Here is a 19,003-nt window from a genome sequence, read left to right as displayed (position 1 = left end):
ATTGCGAACGGTCGCTCTCGAGTGGAGAAGCCGACAATTGCGCCGGACAATTAGAGCCGTTCGCGCAACGCCCAGACGTCTTCGGTGGGCTCGAGTCGGTGTGGCTCCGAGCCGCGCTCCGTGACGATGCCGGCGTGGTACAACATCGCCTTTAGCTGGAAGACAGTTGGCGCGTGATAGATCGAACCGTCCGCGAGCGCCTCGGGTCTGAGGTCGCCGTCCTGAGTGAGCACGCGCCGGCGAGTGGCCTCGTCGCCGCGGACGAACAGTTCGACGGCGAAGGCGGGATGGAGGACGTGCAGGTACTCGACCAGCGTCGGCAGCGACGGCGTCGGATTCCCGTCCGCGTGGATGTTCTCGAGTTCGGTCACCAGCAACTGCGTGGCCGGGTACGCGAAGACGACCCGACGGGCCAGTTGGCCCCACGCCGGCGCGGCGTCGATGAACCGCGCGGTCGATCGGTACCAGTCTTCGAACGCCTCGAGCGCGGCTTCGACGGAGCCGTGGCGGCGAACGGCGAACCGAACGACCTCACGGCCGAGCGCGGTCAGCGTTACCCGATCGGGATGGACGGTCACGAGATCGAGAAACGCGGCTCCCTGTCGCGCGGCGTCGGTCGCGTTGACCACCTTGTGCTGTGAGAGCAGCGATGCCGTGTCGCCGTCGGCGTAGTGTGCGAGCGGGTAGCCGAGGTAGTTCTTCGGGTGGTTGAGGCCGAACGACTGGTCGGCGACGCCCTGTGCGCCCGCCTGAAACCGGATCGCGTTCGCCGCGGACGTCGTTCGGTTGCCGACGACGCGGGGCGTCTCGAGCGCCTCGACGGAGCCCGCGGAATCCACGCCGAGTACGCCGACGTTGAGTTCGCGCGCGAGCGTTCGATCGGTCTGGGTCACCGCCTGCTTTGGAGCCGCGAGGAACGCGGCGTTAGCCTCGTGTAATCGATCGTGGGCCTGAACGATCCCTCGTCGGGTATCGACGAGTCCGTTGGCCGTGTGGCCTTTCGCTTCGACGGCGATCAGCGGCTGCTCGTCGCCGAAGCGCTCGACCGCGAGAAACTCCGACTCGAGCGCTCGGACGCCGACGAGGTCGGGATAGCCGCCGCCGACCTCGACGCGGTTGAACGGGGCGAGGGTCTCCCGAACGGTCCGTTCGATCGGCTCGTCGGCCAGCCAGCGCTCGCTCGCGAACTGCGTGTCGACGACGGCGTAGGTGTCGTCGCCGTCGTCGGGAAACAGTCGCTGCTTCGCGTGTGCGAGAACGGTGGGTTCGGAGATCGATCCCCCGGAAACGGACATACCGCCTCATTGGAGACCGGGGTGAAGAACGTTTTTGCTCGAGCGACGATCCGCGGGAGCCGACGTCGCGTCTCGAATCACCTACTCTCGAGCGGCGGTGGTTCTGACGGCACCGGTGACCGCGTCGACGTGGACGTCGACCGGGCCGTCGTCCGTCTCGAGCGGGACGACCCACGCGCCGCTCGTGCGATACGGGTCCTCGAACGCGGTCGGTTCGTCTGTCGGATCGGGCTCGTCGGTCTGATTGGGTTCGTCAGTCGACTCGACGTTCCCGCCCGCTTCCGACTGGTCGGCCGGTGTCGGCTCGTCACCCGACCGCTCCTCGAGCGATCGGCGGGCGATCCGAATCGCCTCCGTCGGGTCCTCGAGTTCGACGTCGTCGGTCATTCGAAGGGTCACGACGGGCGGTTCCGCCATCCGAACGATTCGCTCCGTGACGCTCCCGACGAGAAACCGGTCGAGGCCGGTTCGGCCCTGCGTTCCCATGACGATCACGTCGACGTCGTTTTCCTCGGCGTAGGCGAGCACCCGCTCGTGTGGCACGCCGCGCTCGATGGCCGTCGTGATCGGGACGCCAACGCGCTCGGCCTCGCGTTCGACGTACTGGACCGCCCGCTCTGCGCCCACAGTCACCTCCCCGCTGGTCATCGTTCCGAACGGCCCCTCGGGAACGATCGACAGCGCGTGGACGCGTCCCCCGAATCGATTCGCGATCGCGAGCCCGTGTTCGATCGCTCTTCGGGTCCCGTCGCTCCCGTCCGTCGGAATAAGCACGTTCTGATACATCGATTCGATCGGATTTGGTGCGTCTCGTATAAATATGCTCGAGTCACAGCGCGGCCGACGGCGGGAGAACGAAAAACGGCTAGCCGTCCGCCGAGCGGTTCTCGACGCTCGAGTCCGTGGCCGCGGTCGGCGAAAGAAGCGTCGAAACGCGCGCGTTCTCTTTGATTTCGACGCCGCCGTCCGGCACGCTCAGGGGGACCAACGGGAGGTGCGAACGCACTCGGACGGTCGGGTGGGAACAGCCCCGAGCGAGCAGTTCGTTGCGCGGCTGGAGCACGAACGGCTCCTCGCTATCCGTGAGGAACTCGTTGTGCTGGAGGACGTACCGGCCGCCCTCGAGGACCCACCAGCCGTACTCGTCGTCGGGGTTTCGGGTCGTCGTCTCGACGGCCTCGAAGTCGGCGTCCTCGAGTTCGTCGCCGCCGAAATCGAGTTTTCCTGGCGCGTCGACGGTGTATATCGCGCTCACCGTCAGATCGATACCGTGTTCGTGGACCTGGACCGGCTCGTAGATGAGGTTATCCACGTGAGCCGCGAGCGGCTGCTCGTCGGACATGTTGGGTCGACTGACGGTCTGCACCCTCAAAAAACGGACGCACGAAACGAGATCCCACCCGCTTTCGACGGCGCCGACGGAATTCTCCGGCCCCGGACCTTGATGTGAGCGCGCGCGAATCTATGCCTATGACCGACGTACTGTCCGACGAGGTCGCTCGCTTCGTTCGCGCCGCAGGACCGGCCCCCGACGACACGCTCCGAGAGATGGACGAGTACGCCGCGGAAGCCGGCTTCCCCCACGTTGGCCCCGAGGTCGGTGGCACGCTGACTCTGCTCGCGCGGATGACTGGCGCACGCATCGTCTTCGAGTTCGGCTCGGGATACGGCTACTCCGCGTACTGGTTTTCGCGAGCGCTTCCCGACGACGGGCGGATCGTCCTCACTGAGATCGACGAGGACGAACTCGAGATGGCTCGCGAGTACATGCGAACGGGCGGCTTCGAGGAGCTCGCGGAGTACGAACTGGGCGACGCGCTCGAGATCGTCGACCGGTACGACGGGCCGTTCGATCTCGTCCTGCTCGACCATCAGAAACGCCGCTATCCGGAAGCCTTCGATGCAGTTCGATCGAAGGTGCCGGTCGGCGGCGCGATCGTCGCGGACAACGCGATGACTGCCGGTAGCATTCAGTTCGAGACGGTGCTCGAGATCCTCGAAACGAGCGACAGGGACCCCGACCGTCGAGACGCCGATCTAACCGCGGACGTCCCGAACGATGCGACCGACGCCACTCGAGGGATCGCGACGTATCTCGCGACGGTTCGAGACGATCCGGCGTTCGAAACGATCGTCCTCCCGATCGGCGAGGGAATCGCGGTGAGCTACCGGACGGAGTAATCGGAGTCGTTCTCGACGACCGCGTCTTCGGCGGCGTCCGCGTCGGGCGTCACGCCGTACTCGCGAAAGGCGAGGAAGACGGTCGACGAACAGGCCGAAAGCAGCGTCGCCCACGTGAGCGCTCCGAGGGCGATAGCGAAAACGGGACTCGAGGCGGACGATACAGCCGCGAACGCGCTGGTCTCGAGGGCGTGAACCCCCGCGACCGCGAGAAAGCCACACCAGAGTGAAAGCGACGCCACCGCGAGGCGCTTGCGACTCACGGCCGCAGCGAATCGCGAGACTGCGTACACGCCACCGATCGCAACTGCCGTGCCGGCGGCGGTCGGGACCACCGAATCGGTCGGCGTCGCAATACCGCCGGCGGCTGCGAACAGCGCGAGCGATACGGCCAGAAGCGATCGGTCCGAGTGGGCGGGTATCTGGATCACGGCTGACACTGCGTTGGTGGCACCAACATGCGGTCGGCTATATAGTTATTGGCTGCTCGCGTATGCGGCACACAGTGACAGGGTCGAGGGCCTCCCTAACGAGATCGAGAGCCGACCCGCTCGAGTCGACCGGCGTCGCGAATGTGCTCACTCGAGTCGACGGCAACGTGAACCCGCTCGTTCGAGGCCACCGGCCAGGAGGCCAGGCCACCGGTCCGGCGATCCGGGAGGCCGTCTCACTCGCCGGTGCGTTTCGGTCGGGGAGCGACGTGTTCGTCGGGGAGGAGGTCGGCGAACGGCTGGTCGTCGAGCCACTCGAGGAGCGCACACAGTTGGTCGTTCGCCGCCTCGAAGAGGTCCGAACCGATCGCCGGCGTCGCGTCGGTCTGGTCGCCGAAGACGCCGTTGTCGGAGATCTCGATCGAATCGTAGGTGACCCGAGCGCCGGTGACGGCCATGGCCGCGGGGTCGAACGCCATCATACCACCGTCTCGGGCGTCCTCGAGTCGATCCTCGCGAACCAGTTCTTCGGCGATGTGCATGATCATCGCGGTCTCTTTCGGTCCGCCGTGGGGACCGGGCGTCTCGAAGGACTCCTCGATCAGATCGGGGATCGACTCGTCCCACATCCATTCGAGGGCGTAGGCGGTCCCGTCGTCGCGCAGCCGACGGCCGACCTCGCGCAGGTGCGCGACGTTCCCGCCGTGGGCGTTGACGAAGACGATGCGATCGATTCCGTGATAGGTAAGGTTTCTCGAGAGGTTCTCGACGTAATCGCGAAAGACCGGCGCGTCGACCCACATCGTCCCGTGGAACTGCCGGTGGTGCGGACTGACGCCGATCGGGATCACCGGCGTACAGAGGTGTCCCGTCCGATCGGTGGCCGCTCGAGCGAGCGCGTCGGCGATGAGGTGGTCGGTGCCCTCGGGGAGGTGCGGGCCGTGCTGTTCCGTCGACCCGAGCGGAACGACGGCGAGCGACTCGTCTTCGACGTACTCGCCGAGGTCCGGCCAGGTCCGATGTGGCAGGTACATAGGCTCACATCGGTCTCGAGTCGCAAAACGGTGGGTGGCGAAATCAGGTATCGAAGACCGCGATAAATCAGATGCAGCGATATGAAAACCCGTCTGACCGCGAAGGTGGAAGTCGATCGACCCTGCGTCGGGAGATACGCCGTATTCGAGCCCGGTCGCCGATTACATCGAAACACGTAGATATAACTATATGACGAACGGATTGCCGACAAAATGGACGAACTCTCGAGTCGATCCCCCGCCGACTCGGTGACGAACCGGGTCCATTCTCGCATGCGGATCGTCTGGGCGATCAAGTGGGTGTGCATCGGCATCGCTGTGGCTGCCGTCGGAATTGTCGTACTGTCCTCGAGGTCGGATCTCGAGATGCTCCTCCTCGCCGTCGCCGCCGCGAGCCCCGCCGTCGGAATCTCGCTGGCGTTCCTTCGCTACCGGCGCTTTCGGTACGCGGTCACCGACGAGGGCGTCTACGTGCGCCGCGGACTGCTCACCGTCAACGAGACCGTCGTCCCGCCCGAGAGCATTCAGCAGGTCGACGTGGACGAGCCGCTGCTCTCGAGGCCGTTCGGGCTCGTTGCCGTCCGAATCTACACCGCGGGAACGTTCGGCGGGCGGGTCGCGCTCCCCGGACTCGACAGGGAGACGGCGACCGAACTCGCGGATCGACTCGACCGGCTCGCGAGGGGTGATTCCGGCGTATGAGTGCGAATACGAGTATGAATTCGAGTATGAGCACGAGTCTGAAACCGAGTCTCCGTTCCGTCCCGGCAAGAGCGTTCGAGAACTTCGATCTAGGGATGTTTGCGACGCTCGCCGTAGTGTTGACGCTACTCGACGGCGGCCTAGCGTTCGGGATCGATGCGATCGTCTCGGTAGTACTCCGGCTTGTGTTGATCGCCATCGCCTTCGGGCTTTTTCAACTCGCCATCGAAGCAGTCCGGTGGTGGCACTACGAACTTACCCTCGAGGAGGAGTCGCTCGTCGTCCGTTCGGGAATCCTCCGCCCGAAACGACGGACGATTCCCGTCTCTCGGATCCAGCAGTCGACAGTCTCGACGACGACGGTGAGTCGCCTGTTCGGGCTTGCCGCCCTCGAGTGTGAGACCGCCGGCAATCCCGACGAACCGGATCTCTCCGTGCGATACCTCGAGCGGGCCGACGCCGACGACCTCCAGAGACGGATCGGATCGGTAACCGAGGTCGATACGACCTCGTCTGAACCACCGGCCCGCCATCGCGTCTTCACGCTTCGACCTCGGGAACTCGCCCTGTACGGCGTGGCTCGAACCCACCCCAAGACGATACTTCTGGCGGTGCTGGCGTGGGTCGGAGCTAACTATTTCGAACCGGACGCGATAACCGACCTGCAAACGATCGTCATCACCGCTCTCGAGAATTTGCTACCGCTCTCGCCGGCAGTGATGCTGGTGCTCGTCGTCCTCGCTGGCTGGCTCCTCGGCGTCGGCCTCGCGATCGAACGGATGGGGAACTTTCGCCTCTCCGCGGGCGAGGGCTCGTTCCGGCGACGCCACGGCTTCGTCCGGACGACCGACGCGGACGTCTCGAGCGACCGAATCCAGCTCGCTCGCGTTCGATCGAACCCGCTCCATCGGTTGCTGGGGCTGGCCCAGGCGGACGTCGGCACCGCCGGAATTTCGGAGCCGAGCCCGTTCGGCCTGCAGTGGCCGCTCGCGCCGCTGGCGCGGCGAGACGTCGCGTGGGAGCTGCTCGAACGAGCGGTCGGCGTCGATCGATCGGCGGTCGAGTTACAGCGGCTACCGACCCGTGCGCGCCGGCGGTACGCCGTCAGGTACGCGCTCGGCGTCGTCGTACTGGCCGCCGGGACGGCGCTCGTCCAGCAGGTCGTTCCGGCGACTCGGGCGATTCCGCTCCCGCTTTTCGTTCCGCTCCTCGTCCTTTCGCCGCTCGCGGCCCACGTGACGTGGACCCATCGCGGCTACGCCTTGCTCGACGACCACGTCGTGGCTCGGCGCGGCTTCTGGACGCGTCGGACCTACGTCGTCCCGACCGACACGATCCAGAACCTCACCGTTTCCCAGAGCCCGTTTCAGCGACGAATCGGTCTCGTGACGGTCCGCCTCGACGTCGCTTCGATGCCGTTCTTGCCGGGAGTTCCGCTGCCCGACGTCGACGAGTCGGTCGGCGGTCGCCTCCAGCACCGACTGCTCGAGGACGACGCCGAGGAAGACACCATCGAGACGACGGGCGAACCAGCCCGATGATAGGGCTGGCTCGAAACGAAGCTCAGGAGTCGATCGAGGAACCATCGCGTCGTCGGGGAAGGAGAGCTGGCCCCAGAACCGCTGATAAAGATTAATAAATACTCCTGCGTAGGTTATTATATGGCAGTCGTAAGCGTCTCCATGCCGGACGAACTACTGGACCGACTCGATCAGTTCGCCGAGGATCATGGCTACACCGGGCGAAGCGAAGTCGTCCGCGAGGCCTCGCGCGACCTCCTCGGCGAGTTCGAGGACACGCGACTCGAGGACAGAGAACTCATGGGCATCGTCACGGTGCTTTTCGACTACGAGACGACGAGCGTCGAAGAGCGGATGATGCACCTGCGACACGAACACGAATCGCTCGTCGCCTCGAACTTCCACAGCCACGTCGGCGACCACCACTGTATGGAACTGTTCGTCCTTGAGGGCGCACTCGAGGACATCTCGACGTTCGTCGGGAAGATCCGCGCGACACAGGACGCGCTCACCGTCGACTATTCGGTGACCCCCGTCGACAGCTTCGACCCGCTCAGCCAGGAGCGCTGATCGAAGGGCCGGTGGGCGGCCGAATCCCCGTTCGAACAGCGACCGAGCTCGGTGGAATCCATTCGCGTGCTCACCGTCGTAACGGTTTTCGGATATCGCCCGACGATCGCGGCCCCAAGCGTGCGAGACCGAGGGCGTACTTTTACTATTTCCCGCTCGTAGACTGACTCGAGATGACATACACGAAGGTCAACTACGAGGAGGTCGACCAGGTCTCGAGCGCGATGCACTTTCTGAGCGATCCGCTCGAGACCGAGCAGGTCGGCGTGACGGTCGCCCGGTGTGATCCACACTGGAAGAGCCAACCCCACGACCACAGCGCCAACGACCACGAGGAAGTCTACGTCCTCATCGAAGGCGAAGCGGAGGTCGTCGTCGACGACGAACCAGTCGAGATGACGACGGGCGACGCACTGTGGATCCCGCCGGAGTCGACCAGACAGATCCGCAACGGCGAGACCGAAAGCGCGTTCGTGCTCGTGAGCGCGCCCTCGATCGCCGACGACGACGATACCGACGGCGAGTGGCTCCTGAGTGGCTTTGCCGGATAATCCTCTTTTTGCCGATCCAGCGACCGATCTGTCTCACTCGAGACGGTGATCCGGACTCGCGTTGCCCTCGAATATATCCCGCTCGGGGCCGATGAATGGCCTATGAACCCGCTCGAGGAGACCATCGTTCCCGACCGCGCGCGCGATGTCAAAGCGGAAGCCAGAGAGTTCGCTCGAGAGCACATCGAACCCGCCGCCGCCGAGTACTACCAGTCGGGCGAGTATCCCTGGGAGATCCTCGAGGCCGCTCAGGATGCGGGCCTCGCCGGACAGGACATCCCAGAATCGTTGGGCGGTCGGGGGCTCGATCTCGCGCAACTGCTCGCGCTCACGGAGGAGTTCTACCGGGCCGACGCCGGCATCGCCCTGACGATCCAGCTCGCCAGTTTCGGTTGCGAGATAACCTACGAGTACGGGACCGACGAACAGTGCGAGGAGTACGTCAGACCCGTCGCCGAAGGCGAGCAGATATCCGGACTCGCCGTCTCGGAACCGGAGACCGGAAGCGACCTCGCTGGGATGCAAACCACCGCGGAACGGGACGGCGAGGAGTACGTCCTGAACGGCGAGAAGTACTGGATCGGCAACGGCGTGGAAGCCGACTGGCTCACCGTCTACGCTCGGACCGGCGACGACGAGGACAACCGTTACGGCAATCACTCGATGTTCATCGTCCCTACCGACGCCGACGGCTACGAGGCCGAACACGTTCCGGAGAAGATGGCGATGCCCGCCTCGAAGCAGGCACACATCACGTTCGAGGACTGTCGGATCCCCGCGGAAAACCGGATCGGCCACGAGGGAGCCGGCTTCATGATGCTCGCTGATTTCTTCAACCACGGGCGAGTCGTCGTCGCCGGGCACGGCCTCGGCCTGGCGGCCGCGGCCATCGAGGAAGCCTGGGAGTTCACCCACGACCGCGAGGAGTTCGGCCGAACGATAAACGAGTTCCAGGCCGTCCAGCACGGGCTCGCGGACATGTTAGTCGAGTTCGAGAGCGCTCGAGCGCTCGTCTGGCGAGCGTGCGAAAAGGTCGCGAACGACGACAGCGCGGGCTACTGGGCTGCGATGGCGAAGACGAAAGCGACGGAGACGGCGGTGGACGTCGCCGAACAGGGGATGCAGTTTCACGGCGGCCGGTCGATTCTTGACGAACGCCGGATCGCGCGGGTCTATCGCGACGTTCGCGTCCCGGTCATCTACGAAGGCGCGAACGAGGTCCAACGGAACCTGATTTACCGACAGGCACCCTGAGGATTGAAAACAGCTAGCGGGCAAACCGGCCCGACCGAGCTCGCCAGTCGATCCGTTTCGATTCCGTTCAGTCGGCGCCGAGTAGTTCGATCTCGGGCGGCTCGCCGCGCTCGAGTTGCGAGCGGTTCGACGTGGCGTCCTTTTCGACGCGGACCAGTTCGTCGGCGGCACCGACGAGTTCCTCGTCGTGGCTGACGACGACGATCTGTTCGACGCCCAGATCCCGCATCGATTCGACCAGCGAGACGAGCTGCGTGACGTGTCCCGAGTCGAGAAACACCGTCGGCTCGTCGAGGATCAGCGGCGGCATCGGCGCGGTTCCCTCGACGCCCTCGGCCAGCAGCCGGTAGATCGCACACCGGAGGCTGAGGTTGAAAAGCGCCCGTTCGCCGCCCGAGAGCTGTTCGGGCTCAAGGGGCTCGCCGTCCTTCTGGTAGACGGTGAGCCGATACTCGCCGTCCAGGTCGATCGACGCGTATGAATCGTTCTGGTAGACAAGCTCGAACGTCTCGTTGAGCAGCCGCTCGAGCGTCTCGACGTTTCGCTGGCGAAGCTCGGTTCGGAGGTCGCCGTAGGTCGCCTGCAGGGTCTCGGCCTCGTCGTACAGCGACTCGAGGTCCGCACACCGGGCTTCGATGGTCTCGAGGCGCTCGCGCAGGCGCTCGAGTTCCTCGAGTTCGTTTTCGACGCCGCCGATCGCGTTCTGGATCTCGGTTCGGTTCTCCCGCAGGGTCGAGAGCTTCTCGTCGACCTTCTCGAGGTAGTCCTCGGCATTGTGTTTCTGTTCGCGTGCCCGCTCGATCCGCTGGTCGTCGAACTCGTCCTCGAGGTCTCGCTTTCGCTCCCGCTTTGCAGAGAGCTGCTCTCGGCGCTCGTCGTTCATCGTCCGCCAGTCTTCCCGGCGCTCGCGGGCGGTCTCGATCTCGCGCTCGAGCTCCTCGCGTTCGTCGTCGATCTCGACGAGTCGGCGCAGCTCCTCCAGTTCGCTCCTGATATCGCCTCGCGTGGCGTTGATCTCGCCCAGATCGCCCCGGGCGTCGTCGATCTGGCCCTCGAGGTCGCTCGCGGCGTCTCGGTGCTGTTCGGCGTTGGCCTGGAGTTCGTCCGCGTCCTCGCGGAGCTGTTCGCACCGCTCGCGTCGATCCGCGAGCGTCTCGCGTTTCTCCGCGAGCAACTGGGCGACGTTGTCGCGGTTGTCCGCGAGCCGGTCGACCTCGCGCTCGGCCTCCCGCAGCTCCTCGGCGCGTTCCAGTCGCTCGTCGATCTCGTCTCGTTCGTCCTCGAGCGCGTCGCGTTCGGCCTCGAGTTCGGCGAGTCGCTCCCGCTTTTCCGCGAGCGCGTCGACGTGGGGCGAGTCCTCGACGGGCTGGCCGCACTCGGGACACTTGCCCTCCTCGAGCAACGCTTCGCCCTCCTCGATCGAGCCCTCAACGGCTTTGATCTCCGCGGTCACGTCGCCCAGTTCAGAGACGATCGCTTCCCGCTCTTCGGCGAGGGTCTCACGGTGGTCGGCCGCTTCGCCGAAGCCGACCGGCGCGTCGTCGAACCGCTCGCGGGCGGTCTCGATCCGCTCTTCGAGCGTCGAGAGCTTTTCCGCTCGATCTTCGATCGCGTCCTCGTCGTCGGCTATCTTCGACTCGAGTTCGGCCGCCCGCTCGCGCTTTTCCGTCGCTTCCGACTCACAGTCGTCCGCCTGGCTCTCGAGTCGCTCTTTCTCGTTCGAGCCCTCGCTGATCTCGACGCGAAGCGTTTCGAGGTCGTCGCGAAGTCGTTCGTCCGCTCGCTCAAGCGCGTCGATCCGGTCCTCGACGGCCGCGGTCGACTCGAGCGATTCGGGTGGATCGGATAGCCCGAAAGCATCGCCGTCAGCGCCCGAAGTACCATCAGTATCGGTCTCGTCGACGGTGTCGGCGGAGTTCTCGACGCTGGATTCGCTCACGTGGTCGATAGCCGCGAGAACCCTCTCGCGCTCGTCTGCGAGTTCGTCCCGCCGCGTCTTTCGATCGTCGATCGTCTCTCCCGCGCCCTCGCGTTTTCGCTCGGTCTCGGCGATCTTGGATCGAATCGTCTCTATTTCATCTTCGAGCGTTTCGATCTCCTCGCGGGTCTCCTCGTGGCGCTCGAGGATCTCCGTCGAGGCCTCGAGGGTGTCGCTCGCGTTCTCGCGCTGGGACTCGTAGTTCTCGATGTCCGCCGCGAGGTCGGCCCGCCTTTCCTCGAGTTCGTTCAGGCGTTCGTGGAGGTCCTTGTCCTCCTTTCGTTCGACCTGACTTCGAACGTCCTCGAGGACGTCCTGCTGGCCGTCAAGGACCGTCTTCACGCCCAGCCGCGCGTCGCTCGCGCGCTCGCGGTACTCCTCGAGCGCGCCCAGTTGCAGGAGGTCGTCGATCATGTCCTGGCGGTCGCTTGGCGAGGCGTGGATGAGCTTGTTCACCTCGCCCTGACGGACGTACGCGCAGTTGACGAACGCCTCGGCGTCCATCCGCAGGAGGGTCGTCACTCGCTCGCGAACGTCGGTCGCGCCCTCGACCGTTCCCTCGGGCGTCTCGAGGACGCACTTGGTCGTCGTTGCCCGATCGCCGCGGAGTTTGAGGTGGCGTTCGACCCGGTAGTCGACGTCGTCGTGTCGGAACGCCAGTTCGATTTCGGCTTCCTCCTCGCCGGTCGTGATCACGTCGTCGAGCGTGCGATCGTCCAGCGCTTTCGAGCCGTAGAGCGCGAAGAAGACGCCCTCGAGCAGCGTCGACTTGCCGCTGCCGTTGACGCCGTGGACGATGGTCACACCGCGCTCGAGGCCGAGGTCGGCCTCGCCGTAGCACTTGAAGTTCCGAAGCCGGATGCGTTCGACTTTCACGCGAAATCACCCAGCGAGGTCGTCTCCGAATCGGTCTCGGGATCGTCGGATCGGTCGTCGGACTGAGAGGGGGCTGTCGCCGTCGCGTCCTCCGTTGTCCTTTCTGATTGGGGTCCCCCCTCTTCCGAGGGAGAGCCGGTAGTCTCCTCGCTCGAGTCGGACGGTAGTTCGTCTGTCGTGTCAGTGTCTGTGTCAGCCAACTCGCCGTCTTTATCTGCCGCCTCGACAGCTTCGTCGGCTGGCTCGACACCTTTACCGGCCGTCTCGCTGTCTCCGTCGACCGCCTCGCCGTCTCCATCAGCGATTGCATCGGCGAGCGTCGTGACATCTTCGGGATCGCGATCCGGCGCGGGTTCGAACGCCGAACGATCCTCCTCGAGGAGCTCTCGAACTAGCCGCTCTGCGGTTTCTCGAACGTTCGAGTCCGCGAGATCCGCGCGTCGAACTGTCCGGTCTATGTTCAACGCGGCGTCGCTGAGTCCCAGTTCGCGGACCCGTTCTCGGACGGCGTCGTCGGGATCGGCGAAGCTGACCGAGACCTCCTCGTCCTGTTCGGGAAGCTCTCGGCGGTCGTTGACTCGCGAGACGAGCGCGCCGCGGTCGGTCGCGAACTCCTCGACGGTCGCGGGCGTGATCGGCCGACCGTCCCCTTCGACGGTGACGATCACGACGGCGTCCTCGAGGTCGTACTCCCGAACCCGTTCCTGTACGCGCTCGAGGCCCTCTCCCTCGCCGAGTTCGACGTCGACGAAGACGAACGAGCGCGTGTCGGCGAGCCCGCGTCGGCGGATCGTCACCTCGTCCGTCTCGTCGGATTGTGACTCGGTTGCGGAGTCGAAGGTGACGATGTTGTACCCGCGGTCCTCGCGCTCGCTGGCGCTCGCGCGCTCGGTCGATCCGCAGTAGGTGACCCACGTCTCGAGCACCTCCGCGGTGTCGGGTTTGTGGTTGTCGCCGAGGAGGACGGCGTCGAAGTCGACGGTCGATTCCTCGAGCAGGCGTTCGGTGTCCCAGTCGGCGTGAGCGAACGGCTCGAACAGGCCGTGGGTCACGAGCGCCGCATGGTCTGCGGCGTCCGGGAGCGGGTCGAAATCGTACTCGAGGGCATCCCGACGCGATCGGGGGACGAAATCGAGGCCGTAGAGCGCGACGTCGTCGAGAACGTGGGGTTCGGCGCCGAGTCGAGTCGCGAGGCCGAGGTCGGCAAACAGGTCGAGCCACTGGCCGTCGCGTTTGGACTCGTGGTTGCCGACGACGGCGAGAAACGGAATGTCGGCGTCCTCGAGCGTGCGCAGAATTTCGACCGTGCCCTGCAGATCCACCAGTCCCGGTCGTCGGTCGTGAAACAGGTCGCCCGCGTGGACCACCGCGTCGACGTCGTCCTCGACCGCGTCGTCGACGACTTCGCGGAACGCCTCGAGAAAGTCGCGTCGTCGCTCGGGTGTGTTGTACTGCTGGTACCCGATGTGGGTATCGCCCGTGTGTATCACCCGCGTCATCTACGCCGTTCTTGTTCTGGCTCCCCTAAATGGGTTCCGTGACCGGACTGAAAGTATGACTGGATCGATCGAGGGCGGTCAGAAGCGCGAAAGCGAGTTCAGGATTCGATGTCGAGGCTGTAAAGCCGTTTTCGGGCGTCCGAGAACGAAAAGCGAGAGTCGATGACGTTTTGGTCGTCGAGGCGGTTGAGCGCGTAACGGACGGTTCGCGCCGGAAGCAGGGTCTCGTCTGCAATCTGCTGTTGGGTCATCGTGTCGTTGTACTCGAGGACCTTCGCGACGAGTTTCGCACTCGGCGGCAGATCCCGGACGTCCTCCCAGCTCCCCCGGGGGGTCGACTCCTGTCGAAACGGCTCTGAAGCGCTCATCGAATACCCGTTTCGGATACAGGGTGATAATATTTTCTGTTTCGATAAATGCTCAGCGGTAATAAAATATATCCGATGTATCGACCCGAAGCCTCTTATGAACCAACACCCAAAGGTGGGTTAATGAGCGACACTGTGGACGACGTCGACCTCCCATACGACGAGGACGAGGCGTCCCAACAGGAGAAAATACAGTCGCTCGAGGACCGCCTGGAGATCCTCGAGTCGCAAAACGAGGAGATGCGCGACAAACTCCTCGATGCGAACGCCGAGAACAACAAGTACCAGCAGAAACTCGAGCGACTCACCCACGAAAACAAGAAGCTAAAGCAGTCGCCGCTTTTCGTCGCGACGGTTCAGGAACTGACCGACGAAGGCGTCATCATCAAACAGCACGGAAACAATCAGGAGGCCCTGACCGAGGTCACCGAGGAGATGCGCGAGGACCTCGAGCCCGATTCCCGGGTCGCCGTCAACAACTCCCTCTCGATCGTCAAGACCCTCTCCGGAGAGACCGACGTCCGGGCTCGCGTGATGGAAGTCACCCAGAGCCCCGAAGTCGAGTACGAGGACATCGGCGGGCTCGAGGACCAGCTACAGGAGGTTCGCGAAACCGTCGAGATGCCGATGAAGAAACCCGGCATGTTCGACGACGTCGGTATCGAACCGCCGAGCGGCGTCCTCCTTCACGGACCGCCGGGAACCGGTAAGACGATGCTCGCGAAAGCGGTCGCAAACCAGACCGACGCGACGTTCATCAAGATGGCCGGCTCGGAGCTGGTCCACAAGTTCATCGGTGAAGGTGCGAAACTCGTTCGAGACCTCTTCGAGGTCGCACGCGAGCACGAACCCGCGGTCATCTTCATCGACGAGATCGACGCCATCGCCGCCAAGCGAACCGAGTCCAAGACCTCCGGCGACGCCGAAGTCCAGCGGACGATGATGCAACTGCTCTCGGAGATGGACGGCTTCGAAGAGCGCGGCGAGATCCGCATCATCGCCGCCACCAACCGCTTCGACATGCTCGATCGCGCCATCCTCCGCCCCGGCCGCTTCGACCGACTCATCGAAGTTCCCAAACCCGATCAGGAGGGCCGAGAACTGATCTTCCAGATCCACACTCGAGGCATGAACGTCGCCGACGACGTCGAGTTCGAGTCCCTCGCCGCCGAGGCCGACGAGGCCTCCGGTGCCGACGTCAAGGCGATCTGTACCGAGGCCGGGATGTTCGCCATCCGCGACGACCGAACCGAGATCCGGATGGAGGACTTCCAGAACGCCTGGGAGAAGGTTCAGGCCAGTTCCGACGAGACCGAGGACGTCTCGAAGACGTTCGCCTGAAGCGGCTTCTCGAGCCGGTTTGTAGGAGGACGATTCTCGAGCGCGACGCTGCTGCTATTCTACGCAGGTCGTTCAAACGCGTGCTTCGACGCGATGATCCCGGAAACAGTACTACTCAGCAGCGTATACTTCAGCCCAGAGGTAAACGATTCCGAGTAGCGAGTAAAAGGCTCCCAAACCGGTGGGAATCAACTCGCTTTGTACGGCATAGAGAGACACCTGTACAAGTCCGATTCCAACCATTGCTATCCCGATAATTGTCTTAAACTGCCTGGATGTCATGGTTCGAACATGGAAGCTAAATTTAAATTACTTCTGTCCCATTAATATGAAATTCAATAAACCATGAACCTGTAATGCGAGAACACTGACGGCCAATACCAATCTCTAGAAACCACCTAAGATACGAGCAAGTCGCTTTCGGCGTAGGGATAAGCGACCGAGGGAGCGACTTACAACAGTTCGAAGATGCCCCACGGAACGAGAAAGAGCAGGATAGTCAGCAAAACGAGGATCAACAGGTATCCCACGCCCGTTCCCGCTGCGGTGAGCCACGCCGGATGGTCGAACTCGCTGAGATCGATAGCCATGCGCGGATCATCGTCGGAAATGCGCATAAACGTACCGACTGCGCGCACCGGTAGCAGACGGACGAGTCAGAATCGACGGTACCGATGAATCAGACCGACGATACCGGTGAGTCAGGCCGGTGACACCGACGAATCAGAGCCGACGGGGCCGACGAGTCAGGGCCGACGGCAGCGATCGGGTTCGCTTCCGGACTGCTTTTACCGACTCGCTCGCTATCCCCCGCCAATGACGAAGATCGTCGTGGTGGACAACCACGGACAGTTTACGCACCTGGAGGATCGAGCGCTTCGGGACCTCGGCGTCGACTCGGAACTGATCGACAACGACACGCCACCTGAAGACGTCGACGCCGACGGCGTCGTGCTCTCGGGCGGGCCGGACATGGATCGCACTGGAGAATCGGCGGCGTACCTCGAGTCGGACATGCCGGTGCTGGGAATCTGTCTTGGCATGCAGTTGATCGCCGAGGAACTCGGCGGTCGCGTCGGCGGCGGCGAGTACGGCGGCTACGCCGACGTCACCGTCGACCTGCACTCGGAGGACGACCCGCTCACGGGTTCGCTGTATCCCGAAACCCGCGTCTGGGCGAGTCATGCCGACGAGGTCAAAGAAGTTCCCGATGGATTCGAACGGACCGCCTCGAGCGACGTCTGCGGTGTCGAGGCGATGAGCGACACCGACCGGGATCTCTACGGCGTCCAGTGGCACCCGGAGGTCGCTCACACCGAGGAAGGCGACGAGATCTTCGAGAACTTCCTCGAGATCTGTGCGGGTAACTGAATCTCCCACTCTGTCTCGTTCGAGACCGATTCGTCTCGGTGCCGGCTACGCCCTCGGCTCGAGGCGAACGCCGTACTCGTTGAAATTCCTGTGTCCGTCCTCGGTGACGACGACCAGATCCTCGATTCGGACGCCGCCGACGGCCGGATCGTAGATGCCGGGCTCGATGCTGATGACGTGGCCGGGCTCGAGTTCCCCGCCGGACGGCGACACCGTGGGCTGTTCGTGGATGTCGAGGCCGACGCCGTGGCCCGTGTTGTGAATGTAGCCCGTTTCCGTCGTCGGATCGCTCCGCAGGGTTTCGTAGCCGGCGTCTTCGATCACGTCGCAGGCCACGTCGTGGACCGCCGCTCCCGTTACGCCCGCCTCGACGGCCTCGAGGGCCGCCTCGTAAGCGCGCTGGGTCACGTCGTATCGCCGGCGTTGTTCCTCGCTCGGGACGCCGCGCAGGAACGTGCGGGTCATATCGCCGAAGTAGCCAGTCTCCTTGTCCCGCGGGAAGATGTCGATCACGATCAGTTCGTCCGCCTCGAGTGGGCCGCTGCCGCGGTCGTGGGGGTCCGCGCCGTCGGCCCCGCAGGCGACGATCGTCTCGTCGAGCGCACAGCCGTTGCGAAGCAGTTCGATTTCGATCTCAGTCGTGACGCGCTCGCTCGTCAGCGGGTCGCCGTCGTACACGAGAACGCCGTCCTCGACGTCCGCGGTCGCGATCAACTCCTCGGCGACGGCCATCGCCCGCTCGTTCGCACGCTGGGTCGACTGAATCTGTTCGACCTCCCACCCGGATTTGCGCGCTCGGATCTCCGTTTCGACGATCCTCTGGGATTCGACCGTCACCGAAATCCCCCGTTCCCGAAGTCCGTCCGCGGTCCCCGTCGGGAAGCTCGGGGGAACGGCCACCGACTCGACGTCGTGTGACTCGAGAAACGCCGCGATCGTCCGGACGGTTCCCTCCTGGGGGCCGTATTCCGCGACGCGGTCGCGATAGTCGAAGTCGGCGCGTCGAGCGATCGAGTCGACGGTCGCGTCCGTGCGCGCTCGCCCGTACTCGAGGCCGGAGACTAGGAGATGGACGCCGCGACGCCCGCCGAACTCGTCCGATCCGGGCGACTCTGCTGATTCGGACGAACCAGTCGGCTCGGACGGACCGGCCGATCCGCTCGACTGGCCGGTCGGCGCGGTCGTAACCAGCGTCTGGTAGGGGTCCGGGGCAGTGAAATCGGAGACGTACCGCTGGTCGGAGTCCGATCCGTCGGCGTCGATGAGGTAGCCGTCGATACCCTCGGCCGCGAGCGCGGACCGAAGCGGTTCGAGGTCGATATCCATGGCCGGAACTGTGGCAGGCGAGCACATAATTACGAGGGTCCCGGCACCGGCGCGGAACGGGATCTTCCCTTCGTCCGGCGTCGCCGTAAGTTCGAAACAAATCCCCACGTTTTTCAATAAACCTTACAACGATGACGTATGCGCCGCCGCCGTCTCATCGCAGCAGGTGTCACCGGTGCCCTCGCCGGGTGTCTCGAGAAAACGAGTTCGGCGGACGACCCTTCCGGCGACGACCTCGTTCGAGCGGCCATCGACGCTCGAGAGGCCGTCAACAACCTCGCCGCCGTCCGGACGATGACGGCCGAAACGCCGGAAGAGACCATCGAACGCCGGGAACGACTCTTTCAGCGACCGCCGGACGCCCAGCGACGGGAGGTCCTCGAGTCGTCCGACTCGCGGGCGCCCGAGGGGACAGTGTCGGTCCGAACGCAGGCGGTGACGTGGGGGTACTATCCGACCACGGGAAAAGTTCTCGAACGCCACCACCCGAACCGGTTCGTCGAGGACCGAACCCGTCTGATCCTGCAATCGCTCCTCGAGGAGTACGATCTGGCCCTCGACGGAACTGACACGGTCGACGACAGGGACGCGTACGTCGTCGATGCGACCCCGAAATCGGACGAGGAAGTCGGCCGATCGATCGAGTTGCTGGTCGGGGAAACGATATACACGATTCCGCTCGGGGGGGGGGGTCGATGAGGCTGAG

19 protein-coding genes are annotated in these 19,003 nt (G+C 64.3%); 9 read left to right on the top strand and 10 right to left on the bottom strand.

Annotated elements, in window-relative coordinates:
• Nucleotides 1-50 precede the first annotated feature (50 nt).
• From BM348_RS12680 to BM348_RS12670, 3 genes are all read right to left on the bottom strand, one after another.
• Complete coding sequence (locus BM348_RS12680; RefSeq protein WP_092905162.1) at nt 51-1,295, bottom strand: hypothetical protein; 1,245 nt, start codon at nt 1,293-1,295, stop codon at nt 51-53.
• A gap of 81 nt (nt 1,296-1,376) precedes the next feature.
• Entirely contained in the window at nt 1,377-2,081 is a 705-nt protein-coding gene (locus tag BM348_RS12675; RefSeq protein WP_092905161.1) for a universal stress protein, read from the bottom strand.
• Nucleotides 2,082-2,160: 79 nt separating this feature from the next.
• Nucleotides 2,161-2,637 (bottom strand): dCTP deaminase, encoded by a 477-nt coding sequence (locus BM348_RS12670; RefSeq protein WP_092905160.1) that lies wholly within the window; start codon nt 2,635-2,637, stop codon nt 2,161-2,163.
• Nucleotides 2,638-2,765: 128 nt separating this feature from the next.
• On the opposite strand from BM348_RS12670, the gene BM348_RS12665 reads away from it, so the two are divergent.
• Nucleotides 2,766-3,476, top strand: a complete 711-nt coding sequence (locus tag BM348_RS12665) for an O-methyltransferase (RefSeq protein WP_092905159.1) — start codon at nt 2,766-2,768, stop codon at nt 3,474-3,476.
• On the opposite strand, the gene BM348_RS12660 is transcribed toward BM348_RS12665, so the two are convergent.
• Together BM348_RS12660 and BM348_RS12655 are read right to left on the bottom strand one after the other, a co-directional pair.
• On the bottom strand, nt 3,461-3,907 hold the full coding sequence (locus BM348_RS12660) for a hypothetical protein (protein ID WP_245779444.1): 447 nt from the start codon (nt 3,905-3,907) through the stop codon (nt 3,461-3,463). The two genes, BM348_RS12665 and BM348_RS12660, sit on opposite strands and share 16 nt — an antisense overlap.
• 236 nt (nt 3,908-4,143) lie before the next feature.
• Nucleotides 4,144-4,941, bottom strand: coding sequence for a creatininase family protein (locus BM348_RS12655; protein WP_092905157.1), 798 nt, complete (start codon nt 4,939-4,941; stop codon nt 4,144-4,146).
• 213 nt (nt 4,942-5,154) lie between these two features.
• Here BM348_RS12655 and BM348_RS12650 point away from each other — a divergent pair, with 213 nt between their 5' ends.
• The 5 genes from BM348_RS12650 to BM348_RS12630 all read left to right on the top strand — a co-directional run bounded on the left by BM348_RS12650 (nt 5,155) and on the right by BM348_RS12630 (nt 9,538).
• A complete protein-coding gene (locus BM348_RS12650) occupies nt 5,155-5,643 on the top strand; it encodes a PH domain-containing protein (protein WP_092905156.1) in 489 nt (162 codons plus the stop codon).
• A 26-nt stretch (nt 5,644-5,669) separates the two neighbouring features.
• Nucleotides 5,670-7,184, top strand: a complete 1,515-nt coding sequence (locus BM348_RS12645; protein ID WP_175507177.1) for a PH domain-containing protein — start codon at nt 5,670-5,672, stop codon at nt 7,182-7,184.
• A gap of 120 nt (nt 7,185-7,304) precedes the next feature.
• Entirely contained in the window at nt 7,305-7,733 is a 429-nt protein-coding gene (locus BM348_RS12640) for a CopG family ribbon-helix-helix protein (RefSeq protein WP_092905155.1), read from the top strand.
• Nucleotides 7,734-7,906: 173 nt separating this feature from the next.
• Nucleotides 7,907-8,284 carry a cupin domain-containing protein gene (locus BM348_RS12635; protein WP_092905154.1) on the top strand — a complete coding sequence of 126 codons (378 nt, stop codon included), beginning with the start codon at nt 7,907-7,909 and terminating at the stop codon, nt 8,282-8,284.
• Nucleotides 8,285-8,386: 102 nt separating this feature from the next.
• The gene (locus BM348_RS12630) at nt 8,387-9,538 is read left to right on the top strand and encodes an acyl-CoA dehydrogenase family protein (RefSeq protein WP_092905153.1); all 1,152 of its coding nucleotides are present in this window, start codon (nt 8,387-8,389) and stop codon (nt 9,536-9,538) included.
• 67 nt (nt 9,539-9,605) lie between these two features.
• Here BM348_RS12630 and BM348_RS12625 read toward each other — a convergent pair whose 3' ends face one another.
• The 3 genes from BM348_RS12625 to BM348_RS12615 form a co-directional block, all read right to left on the bottom strand.
• A complete protein-coding gene (locus tag BM348_RS12625) occupies nt 9,606-12,392 on the bottom strand; it encodes a DNA double-strand break repair ATPase Rad50 (RefSeq protein WP_092905152.1) in 2,787 nt (928 codons plus the stop codon).
• Complete coding sequence (gene mre11, locus BM348_RS12620; RefSeq protein WP_092905151.1) at nt 12,389-13,891, bottom strand: DNA double-strand break repair protein Mre11; 1,503 nt, start codon at nt 13,889-13,891, stop codon at nt 12,389-12,391. Before mre11 ends, BM348_RS12625 begins: the two co-directional genes overlap by 4 nt.
• 98 nt (nt 13,892-13,989) lie before the next feature.
• Nucleotides 13,990-14,259, bottom strand: a complete 270-nt coding sequence (locus BM348_RS12615) for a MarR family transcriptional regulator (RefSeq protein WP_092905150.1) — start codon at nt 14,257-14,259, stop codon at nt 13,990-13,992.
• A gap of 123 nt (nt 14,260-14,382) precedes the next feature.
• Between BM348_RS12615 and pan1 the strand changes: the two genes are divergently transcribed.
• Nucleotides 14,383-15,600, top strand: coding sequence for a proteasome-activating nucleotidase Pan1 (gene pan1 / locus BM348_RS12610; RefSeq protein WP_092905149.1), 1,218 nt, complete (start codon nt 14,383-14,385; stop codon nt 15,598-15,600).
• 452 nt (nt 15,601-16,052) lie between these two features.
• Here pan1 and BM348_RS21375 read toward each other — a convergent pair whose 3' ends face one another.
• A complete protein-coding gene (locus BM348_RS21375; protein ID WP_175507176.1) occupies nt 16,053-16,190 on the bottom strand; it encodes a hypothetical protein in 138 nt (45 codons plus the stop codon).
• Between the two features lie 226 nt (nt 16,191-16,416).
• On the opposite strand from BM348_RS21375, the gene BM348_RS12605 reads away from it, so the two are divergent.
• The gene (locus BM348_RS12605; RefSeq protein ID WP_092905580.1) at nt 16,417-16,971 is read left to right on the top strand and encodes a GMP synthase subunit A; all 555 of its coding nucleotides are present in this window, start codon (nt 16,417-16,419) and stop codon (nt 16,969-16,971) included.
• Between the two features lie 45 nt (nt 16,972-17,016).
• Here the strand turns inward: BM348_RS12605 and BM348_RS12600 are convergent, their stop codons facing one another.
• On the bottom strand, nt 17,017-18,297 hold the full coding sequence (locus BM348_RS12600) for a M24 family metallopeptidase (RefSeq protein WP_092905148.1): 1,281 nt from the start codon (nt 18,295-18,297) through the stop codon (nt 17,017-17,019).
• A 138-nt stretch (nt 18,298-18,435) separates the two neighbouring features.
• Between BM348_RS12600 and BM348_RS21845 the strand changes: the two genes are divergently transcribed.
• Nucleotides 18,436-18,996 (top strand): LolA family protein, encoded by a 561-nt coding sequence (locus tag BM348_RS21845; RefSeq protein WP_245779443.1) that lies wholly within the window; start codon nt 18,436-18,438, stop codon nt 18,994-18,996.
• Nucleotides 18,997-19,003 lie beyond the last annotated feature (7 nt).

The organism is Halostagnicola kamekurae (assembly GCF_900116205.1).
Classification (GTDB): domain Archaea; phylum Halobacteriota; class Halobacteria; order Halobacteriales; family Natrialbaceae; genus Halostagnicola; species Halostagnicola kamekurae.
This window is presented reverse-complemented; position numbering and strand designations above follow the sequence as displayed.